The organism is Mycobacteroides franklinii, assembly GCF_001853795.1.
GTDB lineage: Bacteria > Actinomycetota > Actinomycetes > Mycobacteriales > Mycobacteriaceae > Mycobacterium > Mycobacterium franklinii.
In genome coordinates this window covers 692,104-718,245 of the sequence record NZ_MLIK01000004.1, presented here as the reverse complement: position 1 = coordinate 718,245, position 26,142 = coordinate 692,104, and the positions used below count along the sequence as shown (strand labels likewise).

28 protein-coding genes are annotated in these 26,142 nt (G+C 65.0%); 14 read left to right on the top strand and 14 right to left on the bottom strand.

Annotated elements, in window-relative coordinates:
• Window positions 1-18: 18 nt before the first annotated feature.
• Window positions 19-951: a type I pantothenate kinase gene (gene coaA, locus BKG76_RS04000; protein WP_070936163.1), complete on the bottom strand. Its 933-nt coding sequence runs from the start codon at window positions 949-951 to the stop codon at window positions 19-21.
• 53 nt (window positions 952-1,004) lie between these two features.
• Here coaA and BKG76_RS03995 point away from each other — a divergent pair, with 53 nt between their 5' ends.
• The 6 genes from BKG76_RS03995 (at window position 1,005) to BKG76_RS03970 (ending at window position 9,517) form a co-directional block, all read left to right on the top strand.
• Window positions 1,005-2,213, top strand: a complete 1,209-nt coding sequence (locus BKG76_RS03995; RefSeq protein ID WP_070936161.1) for a DUF885 domain-containing protein — start codon at window positions 1,005-1,007, stop codon at window positions 2,211-2,213.
• A 21-nt stretch (window positions 2,214-2,234) separates the two neighbouring features.
• Window positions 2,235-3,692, top strand: coding sequence for a glycine hydroxymethyltransferase (locus BKG76_RS03990; RefSeq protein WP_109420617.1), 1,458 nt, complete (start codon window positions 2,235-2,237; stop codon window positions 3,690-3,692).
• Window positions 3,693-3,821: 129 nt separating this feature from the next.
• Window positions 3,822-4,628: an acyl-ACP desaturase gene (locus BKG76_RS03985; RefSeq protein WP_070936157.1), complete on the top strand. Its 807-nt coding sequence runs from the start codon at window positions 3,822-3,824 to the stop codon at window positions 4,626-4,628.
• 326 nt (window positions 4,629-4,954) lie between these two features.
• Window positions 4,955-6,268 (top strand): PhoH family protein, encoded by a 1,314-nt coding sequence (locus BKG76_RS03980; RefSeq protein WP_070936155.1) that lies wholly within the window; start codon window positions 4,955-4,957, stop codon window positions 6,266-6,268.
• Window positions 6,269-6,290: 22 nt separating this feature from the next.
• Window positions 6,291-7,157, top strand: a complete 867-nt coding sequence (locus BKG76_RS03975; protein WP_109420555.1) for a polysaccharide deacetylase family protein — start codon at window positions 6,291-6,293, stop codon at window positions 7,155-7,157.
• 2 nt (window positions 7,158-7,159) lie between these two features.
• A complete protein-coding gene (locus BKG76_RS03970; RefSeq protein WP_070936151.1) occupies window positions 7,160-9,517 on the top strand; it encodes a penicillin acylase family protein in 2,358 nt (785 codons plus the stop codon).
• Window positions 9,518-9,577: 60 nt separating this feature from the next.
• Here the strand turns inward: BKG76_RS03970 and BKG76_RS03965 are convergent, their stop codons facing one another.
• From BKG76_RS03965 to BKG76_RS03940, 7 genes are all read right to left on the bottom strand, one after another.
• Window positions 9,578-9,787: a CsbD family protein gene (locus BKG76_RS03965; protein WP_070936149.1), complete on the bottom strand. Its 210-nt coding sequence runs from the start codon at window positions 9,785-9,787 to the stop codon at window positions 9,578-9,580.
• Window positions 9,788-9,922: 135 nt separating this feature from the next.
• Window positions 9,923-10,477, bottom strand: coding sequence for a hypothetical protein (locus BKG76_RS03960; RefSeq protein WP_070936148.1), 555 nt, complete (start codon window positions 10,475-10,477; stop codon window positions 9,923-9,925).
• The gene (locus BKG76_RS03955) at window positions 10,474-11,250 is read right to left on the bottom strand and encodes a hypothetical protein (protein ID WP_070936146.1); all 777 of its coding nucleotides are present in this window, start codon (window positions 11,248-11,250) and stop codon (window positions 10,474-10,476) included. The genes BKG76_RS03960 and BKG76_RS03955 overlap by 4 nt, the downstream gene beginning before the upstream one ends.
• A 2-nt stretch (window positions 11,251-11,252) precedes the next feature.
• Window positions 11,253-11,435, bottom strand: coding sequence for a DUF2273 domain-containing protein (locus tag BKG76_RS03950; protein ID WP_070936144.1), 183 nt, complete (start codon window positions 11,433-11,435; stop codon window positions 11,253-11,255).
• Window positions 11,436-11,440: 5 nt separating this feature from the next.
• A complete protein-coding gene (locus BKG76_RS24215; protein ID WP_236737516.1) occupies window positions 11,441-11,686 on the bottom strand; it encodes a hypothetical protein in 246 nt (81 codons plus the stop codon).
• Window positions 11,683-11,976: a hypothetical protein gene (locus BKG76_RS03945; RefSeq protein WP_070936142.1), complete on the bottom strand. Its 294-nt coding sequence runs from the start codon at window positions 11,974-11,976 to the stop codon at window positions 11,683-11,685. Before BKG76_RS03945 ends, BKG76_RS24215 begins: the two co-directional genes overlap by 4 nt.
• Window positions 11,973-12,440: an Asp23/Gls24 family envelope stress response protein gene (locus BKG76_RS03940; protein WP_070936140.1), complete on the bottom strand. Its 468-nt coding sequence runs from the start codon at window positions 12,438-12,440 to the stop codon at window positions 11,973-11,975. The genes BKG76_RS03945 and BKG76_RS03940 overlap by 4 nt, the downstream gene beginning before the upstream one ends.
• A gap of 149 nt (window positions 12,441-12,589) precedes the next feature.
• Between BKG76_RS03940 and BKG76_RS03935 the strand changes: the two genes are divergently transcribed.
• Window positions 12,590-13,150, top strand: a complete 561-nt coding sequence (locus BKG76_RS03935) for an RNA polymerase sigma factor (RefSeq protein WP_083337940.1) — start codon at window positions 12,590-12,592, stop codon at window positions 13,148-13,150.
• Window positions 13,151-13,221: 71 nt separating this feature from the next.
• Window positions 13,222-13,740 (top strand): hypothetical protein, encoded by a 519-nt coding sequence (locus BKG76_RS03930; RefSeq protein WP_070936137.1) that lies wholly within the window; start codon window positions 13,222-13,224, stop codon window positions 13,738-13,740.
• A gap of 19 nt (window positions 13,741-13,759) precedes the next feature.
• On the opposite strand, the gene BKG76_RS03925 is transcribed toward BKG76_RS03930, so the two are convergent.
• Together BKG76_RS03925 and glpX are read right to left on the bottom strand one after the other, a co-directional pair.
• The gene (locus BKG76_RS03925; protein WP_083337903.1) at window positions 13,760-15,154 is read right to left on the bottom strand and encodes a class II fumarate hydratase; all 1,395 of its coding nucleotides are present in this window, start codon (window positions 15,152-15,154) and stop codon (window positions 13,760-13,762) included.
• Window positions 15,155-15,184: 30 nt separating this feature from the next.
• Window positions 15,185-16,261, bottom strand: coding sequence for a class II fructose-bisphosphatase (gene glpX, locus BKG76_RS03920; RefSeq protein WP_232783652.1), 1,077 nt, complete (start codon window positions 16,259-16,261; stop codon window positions 15,185-15,187).
• 63 nt (window positions 16,262-16,324) lie between these two features.
• On the opposite strand from glpX, the gene BKG76_RS03915 reads away from it, so the two are divergent.
• Window positions 16,325-16,951, top strand: coding sequence for a DUF4245 domain-containing protein (locus BKG76_RS03915; RefSeq protein WP_070936136.1), 627 nt, complete (start codon window positions 16,325-16,327; stop codon window positions 16,949-16,951).
• A 76-nt stretch (window positions 16,952-17,027) separates the two neighbouring features.
• Here BKG76_RS03915 and BKG76_RS03910 read toward each other — a convergent pair whose 3' ends face one another.
• On the bottom strand, window positions 17,028-18,110 hold the full coding sequence (locus tag BKG76_RS03910) for a D-TA family PLP-dependent enzyme (protein WP_070936134.1): 1,083 nt from the start codon (window positions 18,108-18,110) through the stop codon (window positions 17,028-17,030).
• Between the two features lie 160 nt (window positions 18,111-18,270).
• Here BKG76_RS03910 and BKG76_RS24740 point away from each other — a divergent pair, with 160 nt between their 5' ends.
• The 5 genes from BKG76_RS24740 to BKG76_RS03885 are packed head-to-tail and all read left to right on the top strand — an operon-like array spanning window position 18,271 to window position 24,028.
• The gene (locus tag BKG76_RS24740) at window positions 18,271-19,743 is read left to right on the top strand and encodes a cytochrome P450 (RefSeq protein ID WP_236737515.1); all 1,473 of its coding nucleotides are present in this window, start codon (window positions 18,271-18,273) and stop codon (window positions 19,741-19,743) included.
• Window positions 19,740-20,537, top strand: coding sequence for an SDR family NAD(P)-dependent oxidoreductase (locus BKG76_RS03900; RefSeq protein ID WP_070936130.1), 798 nt, complete (start codon window positions 19,740-19,742; stop codon window positions 20,535-20,537). The genes BKG76_RS24740 and BKG76_RS03900 overlap by 4 nt, the downstream gene beginning before the upstream one ends.
• Complete coding sequence (locus tag BKG76_RS03895) at window positions 20,534-21,463, top strand: alpha/beta fold hydrolase (protein WP_083337901.1); 930 nt, start codon at window positions 20,534-20,536, stop codon at window positions 21,461-21,463. Before BKG76_RS03900 ends, BKG76_RS03895 begins: the two co-directional genes overlap by 4 nt.
• A 47-nt stretch (window positions 21,464-21,510) precedes the next feature.
• A complete protein-coding gene (locus tag BKG76_RS03890) occupies window positions 21,511-23,061 on the top strand; it encodes a flavin-containing monooxygenase (RefSeq protein ID WP_070936850.1) in 1,551 nt (516 codons plus the stop codon).
• A gap of 28 nt (window positions 23,062-23,089) precedes the next feature.
• On the top strand, window positions 23,090-24,028 hold the full coding sequence (locus BKG76_RS03885; protein ID WP_070936128.1) for a MerR family transcriptional regulator: 939 nt from the start codon (window positions 23,090-23,092) through the stop codon (window positions 24,026-24,028).
• Window positions 24,029-24,041: 13 nt separating this feature from the next.
• Here the strand turns inward: BKG76_RS03885 and BKG76_RS03880 are convergent, their stop codons facing one another.
• The 3 genes from BKG76_RS03880 to BKG76_RS03870 are packed head-to-tail and all read right to left on the bottom strand — an operon-like array spanning window position 24,042 to window position 26,138.
• Entirely contained in the window at window positions 24,042-24,248 is a 207-nt protein-coding gene (locus BKG76_RS03880; RefSeq protein ID WP_070936126.1) for an exodeoxyribonuclease VII small subunit, read from the bottom strand.
• Window positions 24,245-25,477: an exodeoxyribonuclease VII large subunit gene (gene xseA / locus BKG76_RS03875; RefSeq protein WP_070936124.1), complete on the bottom strand. Its 1,233-nt coding sequence runs from the start codon at window positions 25,475-25,477 to the stop codon at window positions 24,245-24,247. Before xseA ends, BKG76_RS03880 begins: the two co-directional genes overlap by 4 nt.
• The gene (locus BKG76_RS03870) at window positions 25,470-26,138 is read right to left on the bottom strand and encodes a lipid droplet-associated protein (protein WP_070936122.1); all 669 of its coding nucleotides are present in this window, start codon (window positions 26,136-26,138) and stop codon (window positions 25,470-25,472) included. The genes xseA and BKG76_RS03870 overlap by 8 nt, the downstream gene beginning before the upstream one ends.
• Window positions 26,139-26,142 lie beyond the last annotated feature (4 nt).

Sequence of the window (26,142 nt, the reverse complement as noted above, 5' to 3'; positions counted from 1 at the left end):
TACTTGGCGCAAGGCGACCTATAGCTTGCGCAGGCGCAGTCGGTTGATCGAGTGATCGGCATCCTTGCGCAGCACCAGCGTTGCGCGTGGCCGGGTCGGCAGGATGTTCTGCCGCAGGTTGGGCAGGTTGATCGAATGCCAAATCTCCTGTGCGGCAAGGGTTGCTTGCTTGTCGGACAGCTTGGCGTAATGGTGGAAGTGTGAGGACGGATTCGCGAATGAGGTGGAGCGCATCGCCAGGAAGCGGGAGATGTACCACTGTTCGATGTCCTCGATGCGGGCATCCACGTAGATCGAGAAATCGAACAGATCCGAGACCATGAGCGTGGGCCCGGTCTGCAGCACGTTCAGACCCTCGAGAATCAAGATATCGGGTTGCTCTACAACGTGTTTCTCGTTCTTGATGATGTCGTAGAGAAGGTGCGAGTACACCGGCGCGGTGACCTCCCGCGCACCGGATTTGACCTCGGTGACGAACCGTAGCAGCGCACGTCTGTTGTAGCTCTCAGGAAAACCCTTGCGGTGCATGATGTTCCGCCGGGAGAGCTCGGCGTTGGGGTAGAGGAATCCGTCTGTGGTCACCAGGTCCACCCGGGGATGGTGGTCCCACCGGGCCAAGAGCGCTTGCAGCACACGGGCTGTCGTCGACTTGCCGACGGCGACGCTGCCCGCCACCCCGATGACAAAGGGAACCAGACGGTCCGGGTGCTGGTCTCCCAGGAACGTCGCCGTCGCGGCGAACAGCCGCTGCCGGGCGGCCACCTGGAGATGGATGAGACGGGCCAGCGGCAGATAGACCTCGGCGACCTCGGTCAGGTCGATCTGCTCGCCCAGGCCACGCAGGCCGATGAGCTCTTCTTCGGTAAGAACCAGCGGCGTGGATTTGCGCAGCGCGCGCCACTGTTTCCGGTCGAACTCCACGTAGGGGCTCGGCTCGCTCAGCCGCGGCATGAAGGCAAGTCTTGCAGGAAGCATTCGTGAACGCGGCACTAGGGTTGTGTGACATGGGCGATAACGGCGAGTCGAAGAACAGTGTCGTCACCGAATATCTGCTGCTCGGGCTGCGATTTGACCGCATCGAAAGCGGATATGTCGACTCATTCACCGGTGATCCCGCGCTGCGGCAGCGTGTCGAGAACGAGCCCACCCCCAACCCCGCCGAACTCGCTCGCCAGGCCGGCGCGCTGCGGGCGGAGCTGGCGGCAAGCGACCTCGACGGGGCGCGCAAGGCCTTCATCGACACTCACCTGAAGGCACTGGCCTGTGCCGGGCGCAAGTTCGCCGGCGAAGACATCGGATTTGTCGACGAGGTGCATGACTACTTCGACGTGCGCATCGCCAAGGGGGATGAGGAAAATTACCGCCAAGCGCACCGTGCTTTGGAAGCCGTTCTGCCCGAAGGCGGTTCGCTGCTGGAACGCAAGACCGCCTACGACCGGCTCCAGGAGATCGATCCGAACCGGCTGCAGGAATGTGTGGACGCCTTCTCCAGCGCGCTGCGCGACCGGGTGCGTGCCGACTTTCCGCTGCCGGACACCGAGACGGTCACGTACGAGGTTGTCAGCGACAAGCCGTGGTCGGGCTTCAACTACTACGAGGGCAACTATCGCTCGACGGTCGCCGTCAACTCCGACCTCAAGCAGTACCTGAACAACGTGCCCGCCCTGATCGCCCACGAGTCCTACCCGGGACACCACACCGAGCACTGCCGCAAGGAGGCCGGCCTGGTGCGAATCGGAGAACAAGCGGAGCAAACGATATTCCTGGTCAACACGCCGCAGTGCCTGATGGCTGAGGGGCTCGCCGACCTGGCGCTCTACGCGGCCGTCGGCGAGGACTGGGGCCTGTGGGCCCAAGAGATCTACGCCGACCTGGGGCTGCGCTTCGATGGCGAGCAGGCGCAGGCCGTAGGGCGAGCACGCGCCGGGCTGATCAACGTCAGACAGGACGCTGCGCTCATGCTTCACGACGAGCATCGCGATGCCGAGGAGGTCATCGCCTTCCTCAAACGCTGGCTGCTGGTGCCCGACGAGCGAGCCCGGCACATGCTCACATTCCTGTCCTCGCCGCTGTGGCGGGCGTACATCTCCACCTACGTCGAGGGCTATCAATTGTTGAAGGGATGGCTGGACCGTCGCCCGCCGGAGCAGTCACTGACGACCCGCTTCGGCAGGCTGCTCGATGAGCCCCTGGTGGCGTCCACCCTGGTGTAGCCGCCGACTAGGCTGATGGTCATGACGACTTCAGCCTCCAGCGATATCGCGCAGGGTGCGCAGTATGCCGAGACCGCCAGTGCCGCCTACCAGTCGGCCCTGCAGGTCATCGAGACCATCGAGCCGCGCATCGCGGACGCGACCCGCAAAGAGCTTGCCGACCAACGCGATTCGCTCAAGCTGATCGCCAGTGAGAACTACGCCTCGCCTGCCGTGCTGCTCACCATGGGCACCTGGCTGTCGGACAAGTACGCCGAGGGCACCATCGGTCACCGCTTCTACGCCGGTTGCCAGAACATCGACACCGTCGAGTCGTTGGCCGCCGAGCACGCCCGCGAGTTGTTCGGGGCGCCGTACGCGTACGCGCAACCGCACTCGGGTATCGATGCCAATCTCGTTGCCTACTGGGCAATCCTGGCTACCCGGGTGGAGGCGCCGGCGCTGGCGGAGAAGGGCGTGCGCAACGTCAACGACCTGTCCGAGACCGACTGGGAGGAGCTGCGCCACCAGTACGGCAATCAACGGCTCATGGGTATGTCGCTCGACACCGGCGGTCACCTGACCCACGGCTTCCGCCCGAACATCTCGGGCAAGATGTTCCACCAGCGCAGCTACGGAACCGACCCGGAGACGGGCTTGCTGGACTACGACGCGCTGGCCGCGGCGGCCCGCGAGTTCAAGCCGCTGGTGTTGGTGGGTGGCTACTCGGCCTACCCGCGCCGGGTGAACTTCGCCAAGATGCGCGAGATCGCCGACGAGGTGGGCGCCACCCTGTTCGTGGACATGGCGCACTTCGCCGGCCTGGTGGCCGGAAAGGTGTTCACCGGCGACGAGGACCCGGTGCCGCACGCCCACATCACCACGACCACCACCCACAAGTCGCTGCGCGGCCCGCGCGGCGGCCTGGTGCTGGCCACCGCCGAGTACTCCGATGCCGTCGACAAGGGCTGCCCGATGGTGCTGGGCGGGCCGCTGTCGCACGTGATGGCCGCCAAGGCCGTCGCCCTGGCCGAGGCGCGCCAGCCCTCGTTCCAGGCGTACGCGCAGCGTGTCGCCGATAACGCCAAGTCGCTCGCCGAGGGTTTCCTCAAGCGCGGCGCACGCCTGGTCACGGGCGGCACCGACAACCACTTGGTGCTGCTGGACGTGCAGTCCTTCGGGCTCACCGGGCGACAGGCCGAATCGGCGCTGCTGGACGCGGGCGTCGTCACCAACCGCAACGCCATCCCGGCCGACCCCAACGGCGCCTGGTACACCAGCGGCATCCGGTTCGGCACCCCGGCACTCACCAGCCGCGGATTCAACGCCGATGAGTTCGACAAGGTGGCCGAGCTCGTCGTCGACGTGCTGTCCAACACCGAGGCCGACGGCACCTCGAAGGCCAAGTACACGCTTGCCGACGGAGTCGCGGACCGGGTCAAGGCCGCCTCGGCTGAGCTGCTGGCGGCGAACCCGCTGTACCCGGGTTTGACTCTCTAGGGTCCAAAGTCACCCCGCGAGCGAGCATTTAGCCCTACGATTTTCGGCGATTTCTGAGGGCTAAACGCCAGCTCGCGGGGGTTGGCGCGGCGATTTCACATTTTTCTCTCACCGAGTTACTGTTACCGCATGGCACAGAAACCTGTACCCAATGCGTTGACTCTTGAGCTGACGGACGTCGTCGCCGAGAACATCGATCGCCACCGCGATAGCGCGGAGCTTTGGTACTCCCATGAGCACGTCCCCTACGACGAGGGCGAGAACTTCGCCTTCCTGGGTGGACGCGACTGGGAACCCTCTGACGTCAAGCTGCCCAAGGCCGTCGTCGACGCCATTCAGATTCTGTTGATCACCAAGGACAACCTGGCGGGTTACCACCGTGAGATGGTCGAGCATTTCTCGCTGGAGATCATCCCGTGGGCGGACTTCATCGGGCGCTGGACCGCCGAGGAGAACCTGCATGCCATCGCGCTGCGCGAGTTCCTCGTGGTGACCCGCAACGCCGACCCCAATGCCGACGAAGACACCCGGCTGGCGCATGTCATGAAGGGCTACCGGGCCGACTCGTACAGCCAGATCGAGACGCTGGTGTTCAACGCGTTCTTCGAGCAGATGCATGCGGTGTTCGTCCAGAACCTGGCCGCGCAGACCGACGACTCCGTACTCAAGGGCCTGCTCGCCAACATCGAGAAGGACGAGCGCCGCCACGAGCAGATCTTCAGCAACATCGTGCTCGAATGCCTGCGTCTGCACCCTGAGGACACCATCGCGGCCATCAAGGCCCGCGCCGCGGAGCTGCAGGTCATCGGCGCTGATATCGACGGTTACGAGGACAAGATCGCCACCGTGGCCGAGGCCGGAATCATCGACGAGGGCACCGTGCAGGCCGTGGTTCGCGAACTCACCGACAAGTGGGGCGTCACCGAGCGGCTCTAAAGCTTCGCCGAGTTTCACCCTTTGTGGGGGCACTTGTGTACTCGTGTGACAACTCGACACTCGCGCGAAATGCGCGTTAACCCGGTGTTAGTCAACACGCTTGATTCGGTGCGCGGCATCTGTGGGTAGGTGCGAGTAGCGTCAAAAGCGATGGCTAGCGACATGCTTTGCTATCCGGGAGGTACTGATCGTGGCGAGAGCGACAGGACCGGCCCCGGTCCTGATGTGGACGGTCTCATGAGGCGTCCACACACGGTACCGACCGCGTCCACGACAGATCGCGTGTGGTGCCGCACGGATGTCAGGAGCGCTCGGTGACTGCTTCAATGAACCCTGGGACAATCCGTACCTATGTGCTCGACACCTCGGTGTTGTTGTCCGACCCTTGGGCCACAAACCGATTCGCCGAACATGAGGTAGTGATCCCGTTGGTGGTGATCAGCGAGCTGGAAGGCAAGCGTCACCATCACGAGCTGGGTTGGTTCGCCCGCACTGCGTTGCGGATGCTCGATGATCTGCGGCTAGAGTACGGCCGTCTGGATCAGTCCATTCCTGTTGGGACACAAGGTGGTTCGCTGCATGTCGAGTTGAACCACACCGATCCCTCGGTGCTGCCTGTGGGCTTCCGCACCGACTCCAACGACTCCCGGATCTTGGCGTGCGCGCTCAACCTCGCCGCCGAGGGCAAGCTGGTTACGTTGGTGAGCAAGGACATTCCATTGCGCGTCAAGGCGGGCGCGGTGGGATTGGCTGCGGACGAGTACCGGGCGCAGGACGTGGTGAACTCGGGCTGGACCGGTATGGCCGAGCTGGACACCACCGCCGAAGTCATCGACTCACTCTTCGAGTCCGGTGAGGCCGATCTGGAGTCGGCGCGAGATCTACCGTGCCACACCGGAATCCGTCTCCTGGGTGGAACCTCGAGCGCTCTGGGCCGCGTCAACGCGGACAAGCAGGTGCAGTTGGTGCGCGGTGACCGTGAGGTCTTCGGATTGCGCGGCCGGTCCGCGGAACAGCGTGTGGCACTGGACATCTTGCTTGACGAGTCGGTCGGCATCGTCTCCCTCGGCGGCAAGGCCGGTACCGGTAAGTCGGCGCTGGCGCTGTGCGCCGGACTCGAAGCGGTGCTGGAGCGGCGCAGTCACCGCAAGGTAGTGGTGTTCCGCCCGCTGTACGCCGTGGGCGGCCAGGAACTGGGCTACCTGCCGGGCAGTGAGAGCGAGAAGATGGGCCCGTGGGCGCAGGCCGTCTTCGACACTCTCGAAGGGCTGGCGTCACCCGCAGTCATCGAAGAGGTACTCGCGCGGGGCATGCTCGAGGTGCTCCCGCTGACGCACATTCGCGGTCGGTCCCTGCACGACTCCTTTGTGATCGTGGACGAGGCGCAGTCCCTGGAGCGCAACGTGCTCCTGACGGTGCTGTCGCGACTGGGTACCGGCTCACGAGTGGTGCTGACACACGATGTGGCGCAGCGCGACAACCTGCGTGTCGGTCGTCACGACGGCGTGGCCGCGGTGATCGAGAAGCTCAAGGGGCATCCGCTGTTCGCGCACGTCACGCTGGTGCGCAGCGAGCGCTCACCCATCGCAGCGCTGGTCACCGAGATGCTGGAGGAGTTCGGCCCCGGGCTCTCTTCATGAACTGACGGTTACGCTGTTGAGCGTGCTATCAAAGCGTGACGTCTTTCGTTGGACGATGGTCGCGGCCGCGGTGGGAAGTCTGATCGCGGCCGCGATCGTCGTCACCGATAAGCAGCGCGCCTTCGCCGAGCCGGTGGACTGCCAGCGAGAGAAGTGTGTTGCGCTGACATTCGACGACGGCCCCAGCCCGTTCACCGACCGGCTACTGGCCATCCTGCGAGCCAACGGCGCGCACTCCACCTTTTTCGAGATCGGCAACAAGGTTCAGCGTGATCCGGCAGGCGCCAAGCGGGTGGTGGACGCCGGGATGGAGCTCGGCAGTCATACCTGGGAACACCCCAACATGACGACGGTCCCACCGGAGGCAATCGCGGGTCAGCTGAGCAAGGCCAGCGACGCCATCGAAGCGGCCACCGGACAGCGTCCCAAGCTGTTCCGCACCGCCGGCGGCCTGATCAACGACCAGGTGCTCGCCGAGGCCAAGAAGCAAGGCCTGGCCGACATCAACTGGGATGTCATCCCGTTCGACTGGGCCAATGATTCGAACACCGACGCCTCCCGGGCGATCCTGATGTCACAAATCAAGCCGGGATCGGTGGTGCTTTTCCACGACACCTATTCGAGCACAGTCGATCTGGTTGAGCAGTTCTTACCGGTGCTGACGGCCAACGGCTACCACGCGGTGACCGTCACGCAGATGCTCGGCCCACGCGAACCCGGCACCAGCTACGGCAGCAGGGAAAACGGTCCGCCGGTCAACCTCCTGAAAGATATTCCGGCATCGGAGATTCCGCCGTTGCCGAACACTCCGTCGCCGCTGCCCGCCACCAATATCCCCATCACCGACCTGCCCAATCAGGGTGCGGGCGGCCCGACTGTCGGGCAGTAGGGGTGCGTCTCGTCGCTTTGGTGTTGATCACGGCACTTCTGGTCGGACCCGCCAGCGTCGTACTTCCCGCCCCTCAACGCTATTCGGCGACGATCAGCCGGGACGAACGCGGTGTTCCGCATGTCAGCGCCGATGATTGGGGCTCGCTGGGCTATGGCACCGGGTACGCGTTCAGCGAGGATCGTGCCTGCACGCTGATCGACCAGATCGTCAAGGTGCGCGGTGAGCGCAGCAAGTGGTTGGGGCCGGGAGTCAACAATCGCAATGTCGATATGGACTTCGGTTACCGTCACCTCAAGCTGTGGGAGAACGCACCCAAGCGCTGGGCCGATCAGCCGGTCAGAGTGCGTGAACTGGTCGACGGATACGTGGCCGGATTCAACGAGTCGCTGGCGGTGAACGGTGCGAACGGCGGCTGGTGCGACGGCGCCGGTTGGGTTCGCCCGATCACCGCGCAGGATCTGTACGCGCACTTCTCCGATGTCATGATGACGGTGTCCAGCACCTCCATGATCACCGAAATCGGCAGGGCGCAACCACCGTCGGGCACGTCGGCACCCCATCCGGGTGCGCTGCCGGCTCCACCGCCCATCGGAAGCAACGGGTGGGCACTGGGCTCGGAACGCTCCACCACGGGCGGCGGTCTGCTATTGGCCAATCCGCACTATCCGTGGACGGGGGAGAACCGTCTCTGGGAGGCGCACCAGAGCATTCCCGGGCAACTCAACGTCTACGGCGTCGCGCTCTCGGGAATGCCGTTGGTGCAGCTTGGATTCACCGATGCGGTGGCGTGGACGGCGACCGTGGCGGCCGGGCGCCGCTTCGCGCTGTATCGCTACGACCTGGATCCGTCGGACCCCACCGTGTACTACGTCGACGGCCACCGTCAGGCGATGACCCCCGATCCCATCACCATCGAAGTCGCCGGAGATCATGGCATTTCACCGGTGAGCCGCACGCTCTACACGACCAAACACGGCCCGGTTGCCGACGTGGACACCGTGGGCTGGACCCGCACGCAGGCCGTTGCGTTGGCCGATGCCAACGCCGAGACCAACACCATGTTGTCGCAGTACCTGGGCATGGCCACCGCGCACTCCATGGATGAGTTCCAAGACGTGTTCCGTGCGAATCGCGGTGTGCCATGGATGAATACCGTCTCGACCAGCGCTGACGGCCGTGCCTGGATCGTCGACAGCTCGGCCACGCCCAATTTGTCCAAGGATGCCCTTGCCGCCTGGGCAGTCGACCGTGAGAAGCCGGGCCTGATGAGCGATGCCTATCGTTCCGCGGGCATGGTGGTGCTCAACGGATCCCGGTCGCTCTTTGATTGGGCTGATGACGAGAACGCCGCGGCGCCCGGGCTCATCGGATATGACCACATGCCGCAGCTGGAGCGGCGCGACTACGTCTTCAACGCCAATGACAGTATGTGGCTTGCGAATCCAGATCAGCTGCTCACCGGCTATCAACCACAGCAGGGCGGCGAGGGGTGGATACTGTCACCCCGGACCAAGACCAACGCACGCCTGCTCGCCGAAAACAGTGGCAAGTGGTCGGTCGACGATGTGAGTGCCGCGTTGTTTAGTGATCGCGCGATTCTCGCCGATCAGCTGCGCGTGCCCCTGGTGCGGGCCTGTACCGCGACCAAGGTTGTCGACGGTGTCGATCTCGCGCCGGCATGTTCCGCGCTGGCGGGCTGGGACGGCAGATTCACCAAGACCGCGCGTGGGGCCGTCGTATTCCGCGAATGGCTCTCCCGCTTCACCGCCGCAGAGCGTAAGGACCGGGGCAGGCTCTTCGCGGATGGCTTCGATCCAGCCAATCCCATTGGCTCACCCTCGGTTCCGGCCGCCGATGTCAAGCCCTGGCTCACCGAACTGGCGGCCGCCGTGCGGCTACTGCAGCGGGCCCGCATCCCTGTCGACGCCCCGTTGGGAAATCTGCAGCGCGAATTCCACACCGGTCGTCTGTTGCCGGTTGGCGGTGGAACAGATATCGAGGGTGCTGCCAACGTCGTGGATTGCTGTTCCTGGGGCACTACATCTGAGCCGCAGCCCAATCCCGGCGAACGACTGGAACCGGGTACCGAACTGCGCGCCATCCCGGAAGCCTCGGGGGTGCTCAATGGTTACCCTATCCAGGAGGGCGACAGCTTCATCATGGCGCTGCAATACGGCCCCGACGGGCCGGATGCGAAAGGCCTTCTGGTCTACGGAAACCCGGATGATGCGAGGAATCCAGCCTATTACGCGGGGGCTCAGGCCTTCAGCGCGGAACAGCTGCGCCCGTTGGTCTTCACCGCCGATGACGTCGCCAAGGAGGCGGTCTCCACGGTGACCATATCGCGGCCGCGTTGACAGCGTCAGGACCGGCGCGGGCGTGTGCTCACCGTGCCGGCCCCGACACCAGGGCGTGAACTACTTGCCGGTCAATTTGTCTTTGACCGCTTCGACGCCTTCTTTCACTTTGTCTGCGGCATCAGAGATCGCCTGCTTCGCGGAGGCGATTCCCTGGTCCGCCTGACCCACTGCCTTGAGGTCGTCGTTGTCGGTGGCCGCTCCAAAGGCCTCTTTCGCGCGACCTTTCAAGTCTTCTGCCTTGTTCTTTGCGTCGTCGGTTATTCCCATGGTGTGGAACCCTTTCCGTTGGGCGGTGCTGGATCGTTACCTAATCCCGGGGGCAATCGCTCGATTCACGTTTGCTCCCAAGCTCTTTCATTCATCTCATCTCGCATGGATACGCAAATGCGCGCGACACCGTGTTCATACGACCTGTGGGCGGACCTTGTCCGGGGATACGTCCTTGACCAGGAGCTGGAAGTCCAGGTCGCCGTTGGCCGCACGCCGAATATCGGCACCGCATTGTCGGGCGAGGCGGCGGATCTCGGTGGTTGACGTCTGGGGCGAGACGCCGACGGTGACCCGTACCACCGGCCGGCCCTTCTCGCGCAATGTCACTGCGCGGGCACTCTGTACGGCGGGGTGGCGCCCCAGGTCATCCGCGGCCGCGTCGGCCAATCGGGACAGGTCGACCTCTCCATCGGCGTCGCCGAGACTGCGGACCGACGTGGGGCGCAGATGGACAAGCACTAACCATAGGCCGACGAGCAAGGCAGCGACCCCTGTTCCCGCGAGAACTCCCGATAGCCACGGCCAATCGAGCGCGCGAGCCGGGGCCTGTGGGTCGACCGCTGCCGCCGCCTGTCGGGCCAGGCGGGTGTGAGTGCCGTAGCCGATCAGCCAGGCCGCGCCTGTCAACAGCACGATGCCCAGTAGCGCCGTAAGCAGCCTGTCGATGAATTGCGTTGTGCGTGTCACTGATTGGTTCCGCCCTTCTTCTCACGAAGCGAGCCGTGATGTTCGTCGCGCCATCGGTGAGCTGACGCATGGGACACCAAGATTCCATCGCCCACCGCGACATGCGTGCGGCGTCGCGGTTTCACCGTGAGAACGAGCAGGGTCAACCCCGCGATCCCCGCCGCCACGGCTGCCGGCCAGGTCCACCACATCCAGTGCGCGTGCTGCGCCCACCGGGTCGCTACGGCAGTCGACGCCGAACCGCCAACCCATCCGACACCGATCGCCGCGTCGCGCAACACGATTACGCCTAGGACAATCAGTGCAACGGCGATGAGGATGCTGGTGATGGTTGACCCGGCCACACGGTGCGGTCCGCGGTATCTACTGCTTACGTCTGGCGCGGTGTCGCTCTCCTGCGGGTCCGCGGCTCCGGCGGCGTAGGCGTCGGCTACTTCGGCCGGCGTGCGATTGCTCTCGATCCGCGCGATACGCACGTTCACACCGGCCGGTGCTTCCCCGAGCGATTCGTGCAATTCGTGGATCACTGCTGCCCGGACTGCATCGACAACGCGCGCACCGTCATGGGGCCAGGTAGCCGCGATCTTGACGTTCACCGTGGGGCGGGTGTCGTCGGCGATGGTGATCGAGGGCAATGCCCGACCGGGCGCAATGCTGCCGTGGTGCACCACCCCGGGCACCGACAGCACGGCATGCTCGATCAATCGATGGCGCACCCGCTCGTGCACGCGGGTGGCCCCGCGCACCGGCACCACCTCAGTAGTGGTCACCATCGTCAGCTCCGGTCGCGGCGACCGAGCGCGGTGAGATCGATGGTGCCATCGAGATGGGCACCGATGGCACCACCGGCCCCGGCCAACACCACGGCGAGGAGAAATCCGATAAGGCCACCAGTGACGACCGCAATCGCCAGCAGCAGGCCCGCGAACAGTCCGATCACTGCATAATTTCCATTCATTCTCGTCATCTCCTATCGAGATATCTGATGCGCTGTCTCCGGATGCGGCGCCGCCGAGCCGCGCTCGCCAGGGTCGTCAACCGGCCACGCCAGGTCCGCTGTACCCGAACCGCGGTACGCCGCGGGGCCCGTTCGTCGGCCAGCGCCTGGAGCGCTGCTATGAGCGCCTCCGCCGATCCACCCGCGTCGGGGTGATGCCTTCGCACGGCCTCGCGGCGTGCCTGCCGTTCAACATCGAGCACGGTGGTCACGCCTGTGCTTCGGCCACTGCCACGTCGTCGACCACCACGACAACCGGCACACCCGCCGCCTCGCTGGCGGCCCGGCGCACCCGAGCCGCCACGTCGAGTAGACCCGTCCGCAGGTCGAGCACCACGTGAACCTCACCGCCGTCGGCCCCCAGCCGCACACCTCGCACCGTCCGACCGGGCAGGTGTGTGGCGGGGACTCCTAGCCCTCCGGAATACAGGCCGATGACGCCGTCGACGGCAGTTACCGCCGCGACCACACGATCGACCCGTTCCCCGGTCGCGTCCGTCACTGGACTCGTGGCTCTCCGGCGTCGGACGCATCGTCATCGCCGTCGGCGAAGTGCACGTCGTGCACGGTCACGTTGACCTCGGTGACCTCGAGTCCGGTCATGTTCTCGACAGAGGAGATGACGTTGCTGCGAATTCCCTCGGCCAGGTCGTGGATGGCGATCCCGTAATCGGCGACGATCCCGATGTCGATGGCCGCCTGACGTTCGCCAACCTCGACGCTCACGCCCTGCGTGAGGCTGGGTGAACCCGGCAGCGTCTCGCGCAACTTGCCCACGACGCGGGCAGCTTGGCCTCCCAGGTCGTAGACGCCATCGACCTCGCGCGTGGCGATACCAGCGATCTTGGAGACCACCACGTCGGCGATGGTGGTGACGCCATGGTTCGCGACCTTCTCGACAGCACTACCGGACTTGTCTACCTGCTTCGACGAACGCACTTCGGGGGTCTGGGTTGCCGTGGTCATCAGCTTCTCCTTCGACTTGTCTCAACTTCCGGACATTTCCGTCCGGCACAATGAGTTCGTCGGGCAACGGTTGGTATTGCGCACGCCGATGAGATCTAACGCACATTTTCGTGCTCAAGACGACAGGGGACACAGTGGTGCTGCCGCTCTTGCCGCGGGGCGAACTGCTGGCGTCGTTGTCGGACGAGATGCTTGCCCGACGCGCCCAGCAAGGGGACCCGGAGGCGTTCGATGTTCTGGTTGTCCGTCATGGTCCCGCACTGCTGAGATTCGTTGCCCGCACGTATCCGGAGCGCGCCGAGCATGACGACATCGTCCAGGAGACGTTCATCGCCGCCTGGAAAGGGCTGCCCTCGTTTGCCTTTCGGTCACAGTTCCGTACCTGGTTGTACTCACTTGCGTCCCGGAAGACCGTTGACGCGATGCGGCGGCGCCGTCGCGAGTTCGATATCGACGACGTGCCCGACGTCGCGGATGTCGGTGCTGGGCCCAGTGAACGAGCGCTGGACGGTGATTTCCTTGCCGCGTTGAGCCGTGAGCTATCGCAGCTGCCCTATGCGGCACGTGCGGCCTGGTGGCTTCGTGAGGTCTACGACCTACCTCTGGCGGAGATAGCGACCGTTCTGCGGACCACCGAGGGATCGGTTCGCGGCAACTTGCAGCGCACCCGCAAGCGGCTGGCGGAAACGCTGAAGGACTTCCGTCCATGAGCGAACACGGAGACCAGATTCAGTCCGCCAGCTGTACAGCTCAGGGCATATGGCGTAACACTGGAGAACTGATGGATGCGAGAACCGGGGACAACCATGATGCCGTCGCTGACGCCACGGCATGGATCGCCGATGCCACCCGCCGATTGGCCGAGCTCGACGGCGGAGCAGATGGCCGTGTACCGGCAGCTCCCTGGCATGAGGGTGGATCAGCCCTGGAGCAGCTGCGCGCCGCCGTCGCACACCGGATCGCCGCACTGCCACGCCGAGGCAAACCGATCAGCACGGCAATCCCTGGGATCACCGTCAGTCATCTGGCGTTGGCGAAAGCGCTGACATCAAGCCTGGCCGAGCTCGCCGCCGAGGCCTCAGCGGCGATCGCTGCCGTGGACGTGAACGTGGACGGGCAGGCGGTGACGGCGTTACGCATCAACCTGGTGGCCATCGGTACTGCCGATCGTGACCGTACCTACCTCGATGACGGTGACGCACTGAGGAAGCGAGCTGCCTCAGTGGTCAACGACATCATCGGTATCGAGCCCACGGACATAACCGTCACTTGGGAGGACATCGTCCTGCCGTCGTACTAGGCACCCACGGTGACGGGTCTTAGTCTTTGACCTTCGCCATGGCGAGCACGTCCAGGCGCTTGTCCAGCTCCTCGATGCTCAGCTTGTCGCCGATCAGGCCACGGTCGATGACCGTCTGCCGAATCGTCTTGCGCTGCTTGAGTGCTTCCTTCGCGACGGCCGCCGCTTCCTCGTAGCCGATGGCCGAGTTCAGCGGGGTGACGATCGACGGGGAGGACTCCGCCAGCGTCCGCAGGTGCTCCTCGTTGGCGATCAGGCCGTCGACGCACTTGTCGACGAAGAGTCGAGACACGTTGGCCAGCAACGTGAACGACTCCAGCAGGTTGCGCGCCATGACCGGGATGTACACGTTGAGCTCGAACGCGCCGGACAGTCCGCCGACGGTGATGGCGGCGTCGTTACCGATCACCTGCGCCGCGACCTGGGTGACGGCCTCGGGCAGCACCGGGTTCACCTTGCCGGGCATGATCGAGCTGCCGGGCTGCAGGTCGGGGAGCTGGATCTCGCCGAGGCCGGTCAGCGGGCCGGAACCCATCCAGCGGATGTCGTTGGCAATCTTGGTCAGCGACGCCGCGATGGTCTTCAGCGCGCCGGACGCCTCGACCAGCCCGTCGCGGGCGGCCTGCGCCTCGAACGAGTCGGTAGCCGTCTTCAGCTCCGACAGGCCCGTCGACTGCTTCAGTACCTCAACAACTTTCGCGCCGAAGCCGTCGGGGGCGTTCAGGCCGGTACCCACCGCGGTGCCACCGATCGGCAGCTCACCCAAGCGGGGCAGCGTCGCCTTCACGCGCTCGACGCCGGCCTCGATCTGACGGGCGTAGCCGCCGAACTCCTGGCCCAGGGTCACCGGCACCGCGTCCATCAGGTGCGTGCGGCCGGACTTCACCACGGTCTTCCAGGCCTTGGCCTTGGTGGCCAGCGCCTGCTGCAGGTACTCCAGCGCCGGGATCAGATCGCGCGCAGCGGCTTCCGTCGCGGCCAGGTGCGTGGCCGTCGGGAAGGTGTCATTGGAGGACTGCGACATGTTGACGTCGTCGTTCGGGTGCACGGTCACACCGTTGTTGGCGGCGATCGAGGCGATGACCTCGTTGGCGTTCATGTTCGAGCTGGTACCCGAACCAGTCTGGAACACGTCAATGGGGAACTGGTCGTCGTGCTTGCCGTCGGCAATCTCTTGCGCGGCAGCGATAATCGCGTCTGCCTTCTCCGGCGCCAGCAGACCCAGATCCTTGTTGACCTGGGCGCAGGCGCCCTTCAGCAGGCCGAGCGCACGGATCTGCGTGCGCTCCAGGCCGCGCCCCGAGATGGGGAAGTTCTCGACCGCGCGCTGAGTCTGCGCGCGCCACAGTGCTTCCACGGGGACCCGGACCTCGCCCATGGTGTCGTGCTCGATGCGGTACTGCTGTTCAGACAATGGTCTTCCTTCTCGTCGTCGATGATGGAATTAGGGGAGAGGATGGGTGGCGTCGTCGTCACCGGTGAAGTCGACCGCGGAGTACTCGCGGAGCTTGGTGAGGCGGTGATACGCCTCGATCATCCGGACGGTGCCGGACTTGGAGCGCATCACGATCGACTGCGTGGTGCAGCCGCCGCCGAAGTACCGGACGCCCTGCAGCAGATCGCCATCGGTGACACCGGTGGCGCAGAAGAAGACATTCTCGCCGGAGACCAGGTCTTCGGTGGTCAGGATCTGGTCGAGGTCGTAGCCGGCGTCGATGGCCTTCTGGCGTTCCTCGTCGTCACGAGGCGCGAGCTTGCCGTGGATGGCGCCACCCATGCAGCGCATGGCGGCCGCGGCGATGATGCCCTCGGGGGTGCCGCCGATACCCAGCAGCATGTCGGTGCCCGAGTTGGGGCGGGCGGTGGAAATGGCACCGGCCACGTCGCCGTCGGAGATGAGGCGGATGCGGGCGCCGGTTTCGCGGACGTTCTGGATCAGCTCGCCGTGACGGGGCCGATCCAAGATGCAGACAGTGATATCGGATACAGAACAGTTACGCACCTTGGCGACGCGCTTGATGTTCTCCGAGACGGGAGCGCTGATGTCGATGACGTCGGCGGCGTCGGGGCCGACGGCGATCTTCTCCATGTAGAAGACGGCCGACGGGTCGAACATGGTGCCGCGCTCGGAAACCGCGAGCACGGAAATGGCGTTGGGCATGCCCTTGCTCATCAGCGTGGTGCCATCCACCGGGTCCACCGCGAAATCGCAGTCCGGGCCGTCGCCGTTGCCGACTTCCTCGCCGTTGTAGAGCATCGGGGCGTTGTCCTTCTCGCCTTCGCCGATGACGACCACACCGCGCATGGAAACGGAGTTGACCAGCTCACGCATGGCGTCGACGGCGGCACCGTCGCCCTTTTCCTTTTCGCCGCGGCCGACCCACCGGCCTGCGGCCATGGCACCGGCCTCGGTCACTCTGACCAGCTCTAATGCCAGGTTGCGGTCCGGGGCTTCTCTGCGCGACGGGCTCATGAGTTGTGATTCTTTCATGGCGCGATGAGCCGCTTGCGCGAAGAGCATCGCGAAGTGCATGAAGTACCGATGAGCCGCTTGCGCGAAGAGCATCAGGCGGCGCCTGCGAGGATGGGAAGCATGGCAGACGCATCCCCGCCAGAGGGGCCCAACGACCGTGTGGCCGTCCCGGCGCCGCGGCCAGCCAAGCCGCGTTTGTTCCAGGACGGCCGCGACATGTTCTGGTCGATGGCCCCGCTGGTGCTGGTGTGCATCGTGCTGGCCGGAGTGCTCGGCATGTGCTCGTTCACTCCGAGCGGGCCGACCGTCGGTCAGCCGCCTTCTTACGACGCGCACGCCGCGCTGCAGGCCGACGCCCGGCAGTTCCCATTTCCGGTCCGTGAGCCGTCGCTGCCCGAGGGGTGGCGGTCCAACTCCGGTGGACGGGACAGCGTCGACGGAACGCCCCTGTCGAAGGTGGGGTATCTGAGCCCGTCGGGTGCCTACATGGCGGTGATGCAAAGCGGTGCACCCGAGGAAAAGCTTGTCCCGAAGGTGAACACGTCGCTGGTCCCACGCGGGCCGGAGGATGTCGACGGTGTGCGTTGGGTGGCCTACGAGGGCGACGAAGGAGTCGAGCCGCTGTGGGTTACCCGGCTGGACAACAAGGTGACCGTGGCCGTCACCGGCGCCGGGGATGCTGAGGCCTTCCGGACCGTCGCACGCGCCGTGCAGACGGCTACGCCACTTCCCCGTTAGGTCCGGCTGCGTCGAGATCGACGAAATGCAGGGATCTTCTCGGTGTCTTGCTGCACAACGTGGATCTCGATACCCGCTAGGTATTGGCGCCCCGTGCCGCCACCGCCCAGTGCTGCGGGCCATCCGCGGAGTCGATCACCAGTGAGTCGACCAGGTTTACGGCGTTACACAGATGATTCGGTGCGATGCGCAGCCGGGTTCCGGGAGATGGTGCGGCGCCGGGGAACTCGATGGTCGCGTGATGCTCGGACAGCGCGACGATGCGGGCATCCGGTTCATTGATCAGGCGCCCGAAACCAGTGGCCCAACCCGGTCGGTCGGCGCCCAGGATCTTGCTGCCCGCATCCACGATGGCGGTCCGGTCCCGGGTGTGCACCACGGTGGTGACGGCACTGAGCGCGATGTCGTCGAGCGTGCAGACATCCAACTCGAACTGCTGGGCGTCGTTGAAGGGGTAGACGCCGGGTCGCACCTCGGTCAGCACGATGTTGTCGGCGGCGCCGACGGTGGGGGTGGAGCCGCCGCTGCGTATGGAGGGTTCGATCCCTTGTGCGCGCAGGCTTTTGGCGGCCGCGTCGAGCGCACGCGATTCCTGCGCGGCGACCTGTCGACGTTGTCCGGGCGTGTAGCCGTGGCCCGGGAAGGTGAAGACACCCACAACGTTCAGCCCGGCCGCTCGTGCTGCTGCCGCAACCGCGCCGGCCTCCTCTGGGGTGACCCCGGTGCGGTGATGTCCGGAATCGATCTCAACGACAACGGTGAGGGGCAGATCGCCAAGGTGCTCGGCCAACTGCCGGGCGCCCGCAGCCGAATCCACCGCCACACGCAGCTCCGCGGTGGAGGCCACTGTGCGTAGCCGCTCTGCCTTGTGCGGGGTCAGCCACAGTGGGTAGGCGATGAACAGGTCGGTGAATCCGGCTTCGGCGAAGACCTCGGCCTCGCCGATCGTGGCGACGGTCAGGCCGATCGCGCCACTGTCGATCTGTCGCTGCGCTATCTCGATGCACTTGTGGCTCTTGGCATGTGGCCGCAGCTGGACCCCGGTGCCGCGCAGGCGTCCGGCCAGCCGTTCGATGTTGCGGTCCATCACCGCCAGATCGACGGCCAGGAACGGGGTGTCGAGACTATCCAGTCTCGGGTTTTCCGCTGTCTCGCACATGCTGCGACATTACGGGAGGGGGTCGGTCGCACCGCCGACCCGATTGATCGGAGATCCGGGTCAAAAAGACAACAGCCAATGTTGCCATTGACAAATGACAACATTGGCTGTTGTCTTGCTGATGGCGCCAACGGCGGCGTGCCGGTGAGGAGAATTGTCAATGACGACAGTGCATGAGCCAGTACCGCAATCCGGTGGTGTGTGCCCGGCGGGGCGCACGCTCACTGCCGAGGCTCCCGGGCCCCCGGTTGCGCCGGCCGCCCGCTTCCCTGCGGCGCCCATGATCAAGGACGCACTTCTAGTCGGGCTGAGTTACCGGTCGGGCTGGGTAGATCGGGTACGCGGGCATGACATCGCTCGATTCCGTACGGGGACTAGACGATTCATAACCCTCTGCCATCCCGAGTATGTCGATCATGTGCTGCATGCCGGACGGCTCAATTACTACAAGTCATTCGAATATGAACTTTTGCGCGCCCTGCTGGGTGTCAGCCTGTTCACCGACGAGGAGGAGTCGTGGCAGCGGTATCGCACCATGCTGTCTCCGATGTTCGCCAAGCGGCATCTCAATGGGCTTGTCGATTTGATGATCGAACCGATTGACCAACTGCTCAGCGAACTGCAGCGGCGTGAGGGCCGCATCGAGGTCGACATGGTTTCGGAGATGGTCGAACTCACGCTCAACGTGGTGGGCAACTCGCTGTTCAGCCAGCAGTTCGGGCCCGTCGCCACCGGTATGTCTCCGATGGTCACGGGCGGGCTGCGCTTCGGCGAACGTCTGCTGCGTGTATTCATGGTGGCGGCACCTCCGCCGACCGTATGGCGGGGCCTGGCGCGGGTGGCGTTTACCCCCTTGCCGTTGCCGCCCCCGTTTCGCGACATCCAGAAGATCGTCACCTTGATCGACAATGCGGTGTGGCAGGTCATCAATGACCGCCGGGAGAATCCGGTTGATACGCCGGACCTGCTGAACCATCTGTTGAACGCCTCCGACGAGAAGGGGGGCATGCCGATCAAGAGGGTGCGTGACGAGGCGATCACGCTGATGCTCGCCGGGCATGAAACCACCGCCAATGCACTGTCGTGGATGTGGTACCTGCTGGCACTGAATCCGCGTGCTCGCGACCGCATGTTCGAGGAAATCGACGCGGTGCTTGCGGGACGTACCCCGACAGCCGAGGATCTGCCCAATCTTCCTTGGACAACAGCGGTTTTCATGGAGTCGATGCGGTTCTTCTCACCTGCCTGGGCGATCCCGCGTGTTGCGGTGCGCGACGACGTGATCGGCGGTCACCGTGTGCGCAAGGGCACCACTATCATCGTGCCCACCCACCTGATCCATCACGATCCGCGATGGTGGCCCAATCCGGAAGAGTTCGACCCCGGCCGGTTCATGCCGGGTGCGGGCAAGGACCGACCGAGGTCGGCGTACCTGCCCTTCGGCGGCGGGAAGCGAAGCTGCATAGGGCAGGGGTTCGCCGTCATGGAATCGGTGCTGATCACCGCAATGCTCAGTCAGCGTTACGTTTTCGACTTGGTGCCCGGGCATCCCATCGAGCCCGAGGCCACCTTGACCTTGCGGCCCAAGCACGGCCTACCCATGATTGCCCGGCGACGCGAGGTCGCGCTATGAGCGGCATCGAGGCTCGCGGTGCGGTCGTCGTCGTCACCGGCGCGGGCAGCGGGATCGGTGCGGCGATCGCCGAGCGTTACGCCCGACTTGGTGCGGTGGTCGTCGCGAGCGATATCGACGAGGCCAGCGCCAAGGACACGGCCGAGCGATGCCGCGGACACGGCGCGCAGGCCCACTCCTATCAGTGTGACGTCGCTGACACCGAAGCCGTTGCCGCGCTGGCTAAATCGGTGAATTTGGAGGTGGGCGATGTCGACATTCTCATCAACAACGCCGGTGTCGGAGTCGGTGGGCCGTTCCTAGACACCACCGAAGATGACTGGACATGGTTGCGGTCCATCAATATCGACGGAGTGGTGCACGGCTGTCGATCGTTTGGGGCCACGATGGCTGCCCGTCGGCGCGGACAGATTGTGAACATCGCCTCGGGCGCGGCCTATCTGCCGAACCGGAGAATGGCAACCTATTGCGCCTCAAAAGCTGCCGTGGTCGCATTTTCGCGAAGTCTGCGCGCTGACCTTTCGTCCCGGCGGGTTGGGGTATCGGTGATCTGTCCTGGTGTGATCAACACTCCGATCCTGTACAACACCCGCTTGCGCGGCACCGCAATCTCCGAAAAAGACCGATTGTCAAAGGTGTTCAGTATCAGTCACTCGCCCAACGCGGTTGCCAAAGCCGTCACGGCGGCGGCAGCACGAGACCGTGCCATGGTGTCTGTCGGCTTCGAGACGCAACTGGGCTACCACGCATTGCGGCTCGTGCCCGCGCTCAGCGGATTGGTGGCGAGGCTATGAACACCACGGCCGAGCCAGCAGCGCGTAAACGCGCGCAGCGCAATACAAAGGTCGCCATGATCGGCGACGTGCGGACCCGGGTCCTGGACGTCGATGGCAGCGGGCCCACGGTCCTGCTGATCCACGGATTCACCGAATCGGCAGACGGCTGGCGGTCGGTGCTCGACCTGCTCGGTGAGCAAGGGCACCGCTGTGCGGCGGTCGATCTACCGCATTTCGGGCGGGCAGCACGGCCGGTGGCGGCCGGGTATCTGTCTGCGGTGGACGATTTCCTAACAGCCGCGGTGCGCCAATTCGATCGCGGGGAGGGTGTTGTCCTCGTGGGCAATTCGGTGGGCGGTCTGGCGGTTTTGCGCGCTGCTCAGGACGCGGATCTCCCGTTGGTCGCCGCGGTCGCCATTGGTCCTGCCGGGTTAGGCACAACATGGTGGATGCGACTGGTACGGCGCGTTCGGCCGGCCACCGACTGGTTGCTCGGCTTGCCCATTCGGCCGATGTTCCGCGGCACCGTTACGGCGCCGGCATGGATCAGCGCGGGGTTCGCGCGCGCGGTGGCCTCGGGCCGTCTCACCCCGGAGGCCAAAGCCCAGTACGCGTCGCACTGGGGCCCTGGCGATCTCCGACGCCTGCTGCTGCTGGGTGGTGACACCATCGCCGAGTTAAGCCGGCCCGATGCCCTGGGGAACTGGCGGTTTGTGGTCCCGGTGACCGCGGTATGGGGAAGTAAAGACTGGGTATGCCCACCGCGAGGTGCAAAAGCCTTGCGTAACAAGCATCCCGATGCGATGCTGCGATTCATCGACGGTTCAGGGCATTGCCCTCAGTACGACCAGCCGGCGCGCGTTGCCGAGATCATCCGTGCCGCGATCGCTGACGCACTCAGTTGTCACGCCTTATCAACCACCGTGCAGGAGAAACTCTCGTGACCACCATCGACCGTCCCGCTCATGCCCCACTGCCCACCGGGGGCGGAATGCACAACGATGTGATCGTCATCGGTGCCGGTTTCGCCGGCATCGGGTTCGCGATCAAATTCAAAGAGGCCGGGTTCAAAGATTTCGTCATCCTCGATGAGGCCGACGGACCCGGCGGCACCTGGCACTGGAACACCTACCCGGGGATTGCCGTCGACATCCCGTCGTTCAGCTACCAGTTCTCGTTTGAGAAGCGCCGCGACTGGTCACGTTCCTACGCGCCAGGGCAGGAACTGAAACGCTACGCCGAACAATGCGTCGCCAAATATGGCTTGGCCCAACATATCCAATTCGGCACCAGCGTCCTGTCCGCCAGCTGGGATCCTGCTGCACACCTCTGGCGCATCACCACCGCGGACGGTGCCGAGCGCACCTGCCGCTATGTGGTCAGTGCGTCCGGTGTCTTGACCCGACCCAACAATCCCGACATTCGCGGTGTCGAGGAGTTCGCCGGTGTCAAGATGCACACCGCGCGGTGGGATCATGATCAGGACCTGCGCGGTAAGCGTGTCGGGATCATCGGGACCGGAGCCTCTGCGGTGCAGATCATCCCGTCTATCGCCGCGGACGTGCAGCACCTGACGGTTTTTCAGCGCACTCCCATCTGGTGCATGCCCAAACCCGACTTCGCCTTGTCCACGCCATTTCGCTGGGCGCTGCGCCACGTTCCGGGGGCACAGCAGATAACGCGGCTCGTGAGTCAGGCGTTTGTCGAAGCGACTTTCCCCATCCCCGCGCACTACGACAGGATTCTGCGGGTCCGGCCACTCGCGGAAAAACTGGGCCGCGCTTACCTGCGGTCACAGGTGCGGGACCCGAAGATTCGTGCCGACCTCACACCGCAGTACGGCCTGGGATGCAAGCGGCCCAGTTTCCACAACGGTTACCTGGCCACCTTCAATCGGGCGAACGTCCTGCTGGAGACCGCGCCCATCAGGGAGATCAGCGCCGATGCCGTGCACACCGCCGACGGCGCCGTGCATCAGCTCGACGTGTTGATTTTGGCGACGGGTTTCAAGGTGATGGACCCCGAGAACATGCCCACCTACGAGCTGCGCGGTGTCGGCGGTCTGAGCCTGCGCGACAAGTGGTCGAGCGAGCGGCTGCAGGCCTACGAGGGCGTTTCGGTGCCGCAATTTCCCAACCACTTCAACATCTTTGGTCCGTACGGGTACAACGGATCGTCCTACTTCGCGCTCATCGAAGCGCAGACGACACATATCATTCGTGTTCTCTCGCATGCCCGCAAGGTCGGCGCCGACCGTGTCGAGGTGACCCAGGAAGCCAATGATCGGTTCTTCCAAGAGATGCTGAGCCGGCGGCATAACCAGATCTTCTGGCAAGACAGCTGCGCCAGCGCCAACAGTTACTACTTCGACAAGAACGGCGATGTGCCGTTGCGGCCGACGACCACGCTGGAATCGGCGATCCGCAGTCGGCGATTCAACCTGGATGACTACTCGTTCAGCGGGCGGGGCCGGACATCGGCCAACCTGTCAGCGCGGCGCGCGCACGACACTGCTGCGGCGAATGCGAACATAGCCACCTAAGAACCGCCTGACACCGACAAGGTCCGCCATGCCGCCACACCGCCCCTCCCCGCCGATGGAACGGCAGCAGGTATCCATCACGTCGATACTTGCCGGGCTGCGCCGCGCCCCGCGACAGATCCGGCGGCAGTCGCGGGATGCCGTGAAAGCTGTTGTTGAACAGCTTTTTACGACCGTTGCGCAATCTCCCGTTGACTCGGCCGCGGTCAGTGGGATCTCGCCGCAGGAGTACCGCATCGATGACCTGGCACGCGCTGCCGGAACGACTACCCGCAATATTCGCGTGTATCGCGATAGGGGGTTGCTGCCTGCCCCGGCGCGAGTCGGGCGGTTGGCCATCTACAACGAATCTCATGTGGCGCGGCTGCGACTCATCACGTCCATGCTCGACCGTGGCTACAACCTGGCGCACCTGCAGGAGATGCTGACCGCGTGGGAAGAGGGCAAGGACCTCGGTGACATCCTCGGCATCGAGACCGCTCTCGTCGGTACGTGGGCCGACGAGAGACCCAGCACGGTGTCGCGAGCCGAGGCCGAGCAACTGGTCGATGACCCGGCCGCGCGCGATCGCCTGGTGGCGCTGGGCCTCATCCGCGTCACCGGTGACTCGGCCGTCATCACCCGGCCCAAACTCATCGAGGCCTTCAACGACATTCGCCAGTACGGGATGGGCCTCGATCAGCAGATCGACGTGTACGAAAAGGTATTGCCGCATATCGAAGAGATCAGCTGCATCCTGGTGGAGTCCGGCGCACACATGGTGACGGCCCGCCTCGAATCGGGCGGAAAGCAACTCGATGATGCGCAGATCCGCGAATTGCTCACTCTGCTCGTCAAATTGCGCACGTACTCCGTCAGTTCGGTGCGTGACACGCTGGCGGTCTCGATCGAAGCGACCATCGAATCGATGTTCTCCGACTTGCTCGCGGGATTGGTTGCACCCGCGTCCACGTCGGACACCGCGTAGGACTCGCAGCAGCCTATTCGGCCAGGGCGTCTTCGATGCGCTTGCGCGCACCCGCCAGGTGCTCTTCGCAGCGTTTGGCCAGTGCCTCACCGCGTTCCCAGAGCGCTAGCGAGGTATCCAGATCCAGCCCGCCCTGTTCGAGCTGCTGCACGACCTCGATCAGTTCCGCGCGCGCTTCCTCGTAGCCCAGTTCGCCCGTGGGTCTTACGGATTCCGTCATGAACCCTCTCCTGTCACGGTCGCCGTCACGGCACCGTCCGAAACTCTTACTCGCAGAGACGCGCCGGTGGGTGCGTCGCTCACCGTTCGCAGTACCTCAACCGTGCCATCGTCACGCACGCGCTGCACCACCGAGTACCCACGGGCCAATGTCGCGGCCGGACCCAGCGTGGTCAGCCGCGCCGTCAGGTGCTCGACCCGCTGCGATTCGGAGTCCACCAACCGTCGCACGTCGCGGCGCAGTGCCGTTCGGGCGACGGCGACTTCATCGTGCCGTGTCGTCAGCATCCGCAGCGGGTCGGCCAGCACCGGCCGGCTGCGCACCTGATCCAACCCGCGCTCCTCGCGCTGCACCCAGTTGCGTAGCGCCTGCGCCGAGCGTCGCCGCAAATCCAGGATCAGCGCCTGCTCGGCCGCGGCATCGGGCACCAATTTCTTCGCGGCGTCGGTGGGAGTTGCGGCGCGCAGATCTGCGACCAGATCCGACAGCGGGTTATCGGGCTCATGGCCGACGGCGCTCACCACCGGCGTGCGGCACGCCGAAATCGCGCGGCACAACGTCTCATCGGAGAACGGCAGCAGATCCTCCACGCTGCCGCCACCGCGGGCCAGCACGATCACATCCACCGCGGGGTCGGCGTCCAGCGCCTGCAATGCGGCGACGATCTCGGCCACCGCGTGTGGGCCCTGCACCGGGGTGTTGCGCACCGCGAATTGCACTGCGGGCCAGCGTGCCAAGGCCACCGAGGTCACATCATGCTCGGCGGCGCTGGCGCGGCCGGTGATCAGCCCGATGCGCGAGGGCAGGAACGGAACAGGGCGCTTCAACCGTGGATCGAACAGCCCCTCGGCGGCCAGCAGCTGCCGCAGCCGTTCGATCCGGGCCAACAGTTCGCCGATACCCACCGCCCGAATTTCGCTGAGCCGCAACGAGAACGATCCGCGCACGGTGTAGAAGGTGGGCTTGCCGCACACCACTACCTGGGTGCCTTCGGTCAGTTTCACCGGAGCGTTGCGCACCATGTCCGGCGGGCATGTGACGGTCAGCGACATGTCGGCGGCCGGATCGCGCAGCACCATGAAGACCGTCTTGCTGCCGGGACGGATATCGATCTGCGTCAGCTGACCTTCCACCCACACCTGCCCCAGGCGGTCGATCCACTTGGCGACCCGGGTCGCGACGGCCCGGACCGGCCAGGGATTTTCGGGGCTTGTTCCCGGATCAGCCACGGGCAGCGGCGCGGGTGATCCTGTTCGCGAGCAAGGTCTGATAGGGCGCCCGGGCCTTGTGAGCATCTTCGTAGGCCAGCAGCTCCTCGAGCTCGGCCACGGACAGCGACTGCAGTCGCGCCCGCAGCTGGGCCAGCGTCAGGTCGTGGTAGCCGAGTTCCGCGACGACGTCGGGAGCATCCCCATCGGCGGGTTCGGAGGCCGGCGTGGGTGCCGGCTTTTTCGCGGCGGCCTTTTTCGCCGGTGCCTTGCGCGGCGCCGCGTGCTTGGCGGCCGGCTCGGACTCGGGTGCCGGCACTGCGGTCTCAGCCTCCGAGGAGTACAGCGCAAACCGTCCCTGCGTCATCCGCTCGGCGGCGTCCTCGTAGACGGCGGTGGCCTGCGTCTCGTCGGGCTCGGGTGCGTCGAGCTCGTCGAGGTCCTCGTCGAACGTCGCCCACTCCGGCTGCTCGTCGGTGGGCGGGAAGATGTTTTCCCAGGCCTCGTCGCCCTTGATGGCCAGTTCGGTGACCGTCTGCTGGAACCGCATGAAGTTCTGAACGGTCTGGCTGGCCGCCGTCATGGGATAGGTCAGCACTGCCTGAGGCAGCTTGCGAGTCTCTTCGAGAACGGTAGCGGCGACCCCAAGAAGCAACCGGACGCCGAACGGAGGACGAATCATAGGT

Coding starts and splice junctions, on each gene's coding strand:
- BKG76_RS03965 (WP_070936149.1), bottom strand. CDS start 9,787: ATGGGAATAACCGACGACGCAAAGAACAAGGCAGAAGACTTGAAAGGT.
- BKG76_RS03955 (WP_070936146.1), bottom strand. CDS start 11,250: ATGGTGACCACTACTGAGGTGGTGCCGGTGCGCGGGGCCACCCGCGTG.
- BKG76_RS03900 (WP_070936130.1), top strand. CDS start 19,740: ATGAGCGGCATCGAGGCTCGCGGTGCGGTCGTCGTCGTCACCGGCGCG.
- BKG76_RS03890 (WP_070936850.1), top strand. CDS start 21,511: ATGCACAACGATGTGATCGTCATCGGTGCCGGTTTCGCCGGCATCGGG.
- BKG76_RS03995 (WP_070936161.1), top strand. CDS start 1,005: ATGGGCGATAACGGCGAGTCGAAGAACAGTGTCGTCACCGAATATCTG.
- BKG76_RS03880 (WP_070936126.1), bottom strand. CDS start 24,248: ATGACGGAATCCGTAAGACCCACGGGCGAACTGGGCTACGAGGAAGCG.
- coaA (WP_070936163.1), bottom strand. CDS start 951: ATGCCGCGGCTGAGCGAGCCGAGCCCCTACGTGGAGTTCGACCGGAAA.
- BKG76_RS03950 (WP_070936144.1), bottom strand. CDS start 11,435: ATGAATGGAAATTATGCAGTGATCGGACTGTTCGCGGGCCTGCTGCTG.
- BKG76_RS03990 (WP_109420617.1), top strand. CDS start 2,235: ATGACGACTTCAGCCTCCAGCGATATCGCGCAGGGTGCGCAGTATGCC.
- BKG76_RS03910 (WP_070936134.1), bottom strand. CDS start 18,110: ATGTGCGAGACAGCGGAAAACCCGAGACTGGATAGTCTCGACACCCCG.
- BKG76_RS03895 (WP_083337901.1), top strand. CDS start 20,534: ATGAACACCACGGCCGAGCCAGCAGCGCGTAAACGCGCGCAGCGCAAT.
- BKG76_RS03885 (WP_070936128.1), top strand. CDS start 23,090: ATGCCGCCACACCGCCCCTCCCCGCCGATGGAACGGCAGCAGGTATCC.
- BKG76_RS03930 (WP_070936137.1), top strand. CDS start 13,222: ATGGATGCGAGAACCGGGGACAACCATGATGCCGTCGCTGACGCCACG.
- BKG76_RS03985 (WP_070936157.1), top strand. CDS start 3,822: ATGGCACAGAAACCTGTACCCAATGCGTTGACTCTTGAGCTGACGGAC.
- BKG76_RS03940 (WP_070936140.1), bottom strand. CDS start 12,440: ATGACCACGGCAACCCAGACCCCCGAAGTGCGTTCGTCGAAGCAGGTA.
- BKG76_RS03980 (WP_070936155.1), top strand. CDS start 4,955: ATGAACCCTGGGACAATCCGTACCTATGTGCTCGACACCTCGGTGTTG.
- glpX (WP_232783652.1), bottom strand. CDS start 16,261: ATGCTCTTCGCGCAAGCGGCTCATCGCGCCATGAAAGAATCACAACTC.
- BKG76_RS03870 (WP_070936122.1), bottom strand. CDS start 26,138: ATGATTCGTCCTCCGTTCGGCGTCCGGTTGCTTCTTGGGGTCGCCGCT.
- BKG76_RS03915 (WP_070936136.1), top strand. CDS start 16,325: ATGGGAAGCATGGCAGACGCATCCCCGCCAGAGGGGCCCAACGACCGT.
- BKG76_RS24740 (WP_236737515.1), top strand. CDS start 18,271: ATGACGACAGTGCATGAGCCAGTACCGCAATCCGGTGGTGTGTGCCCG.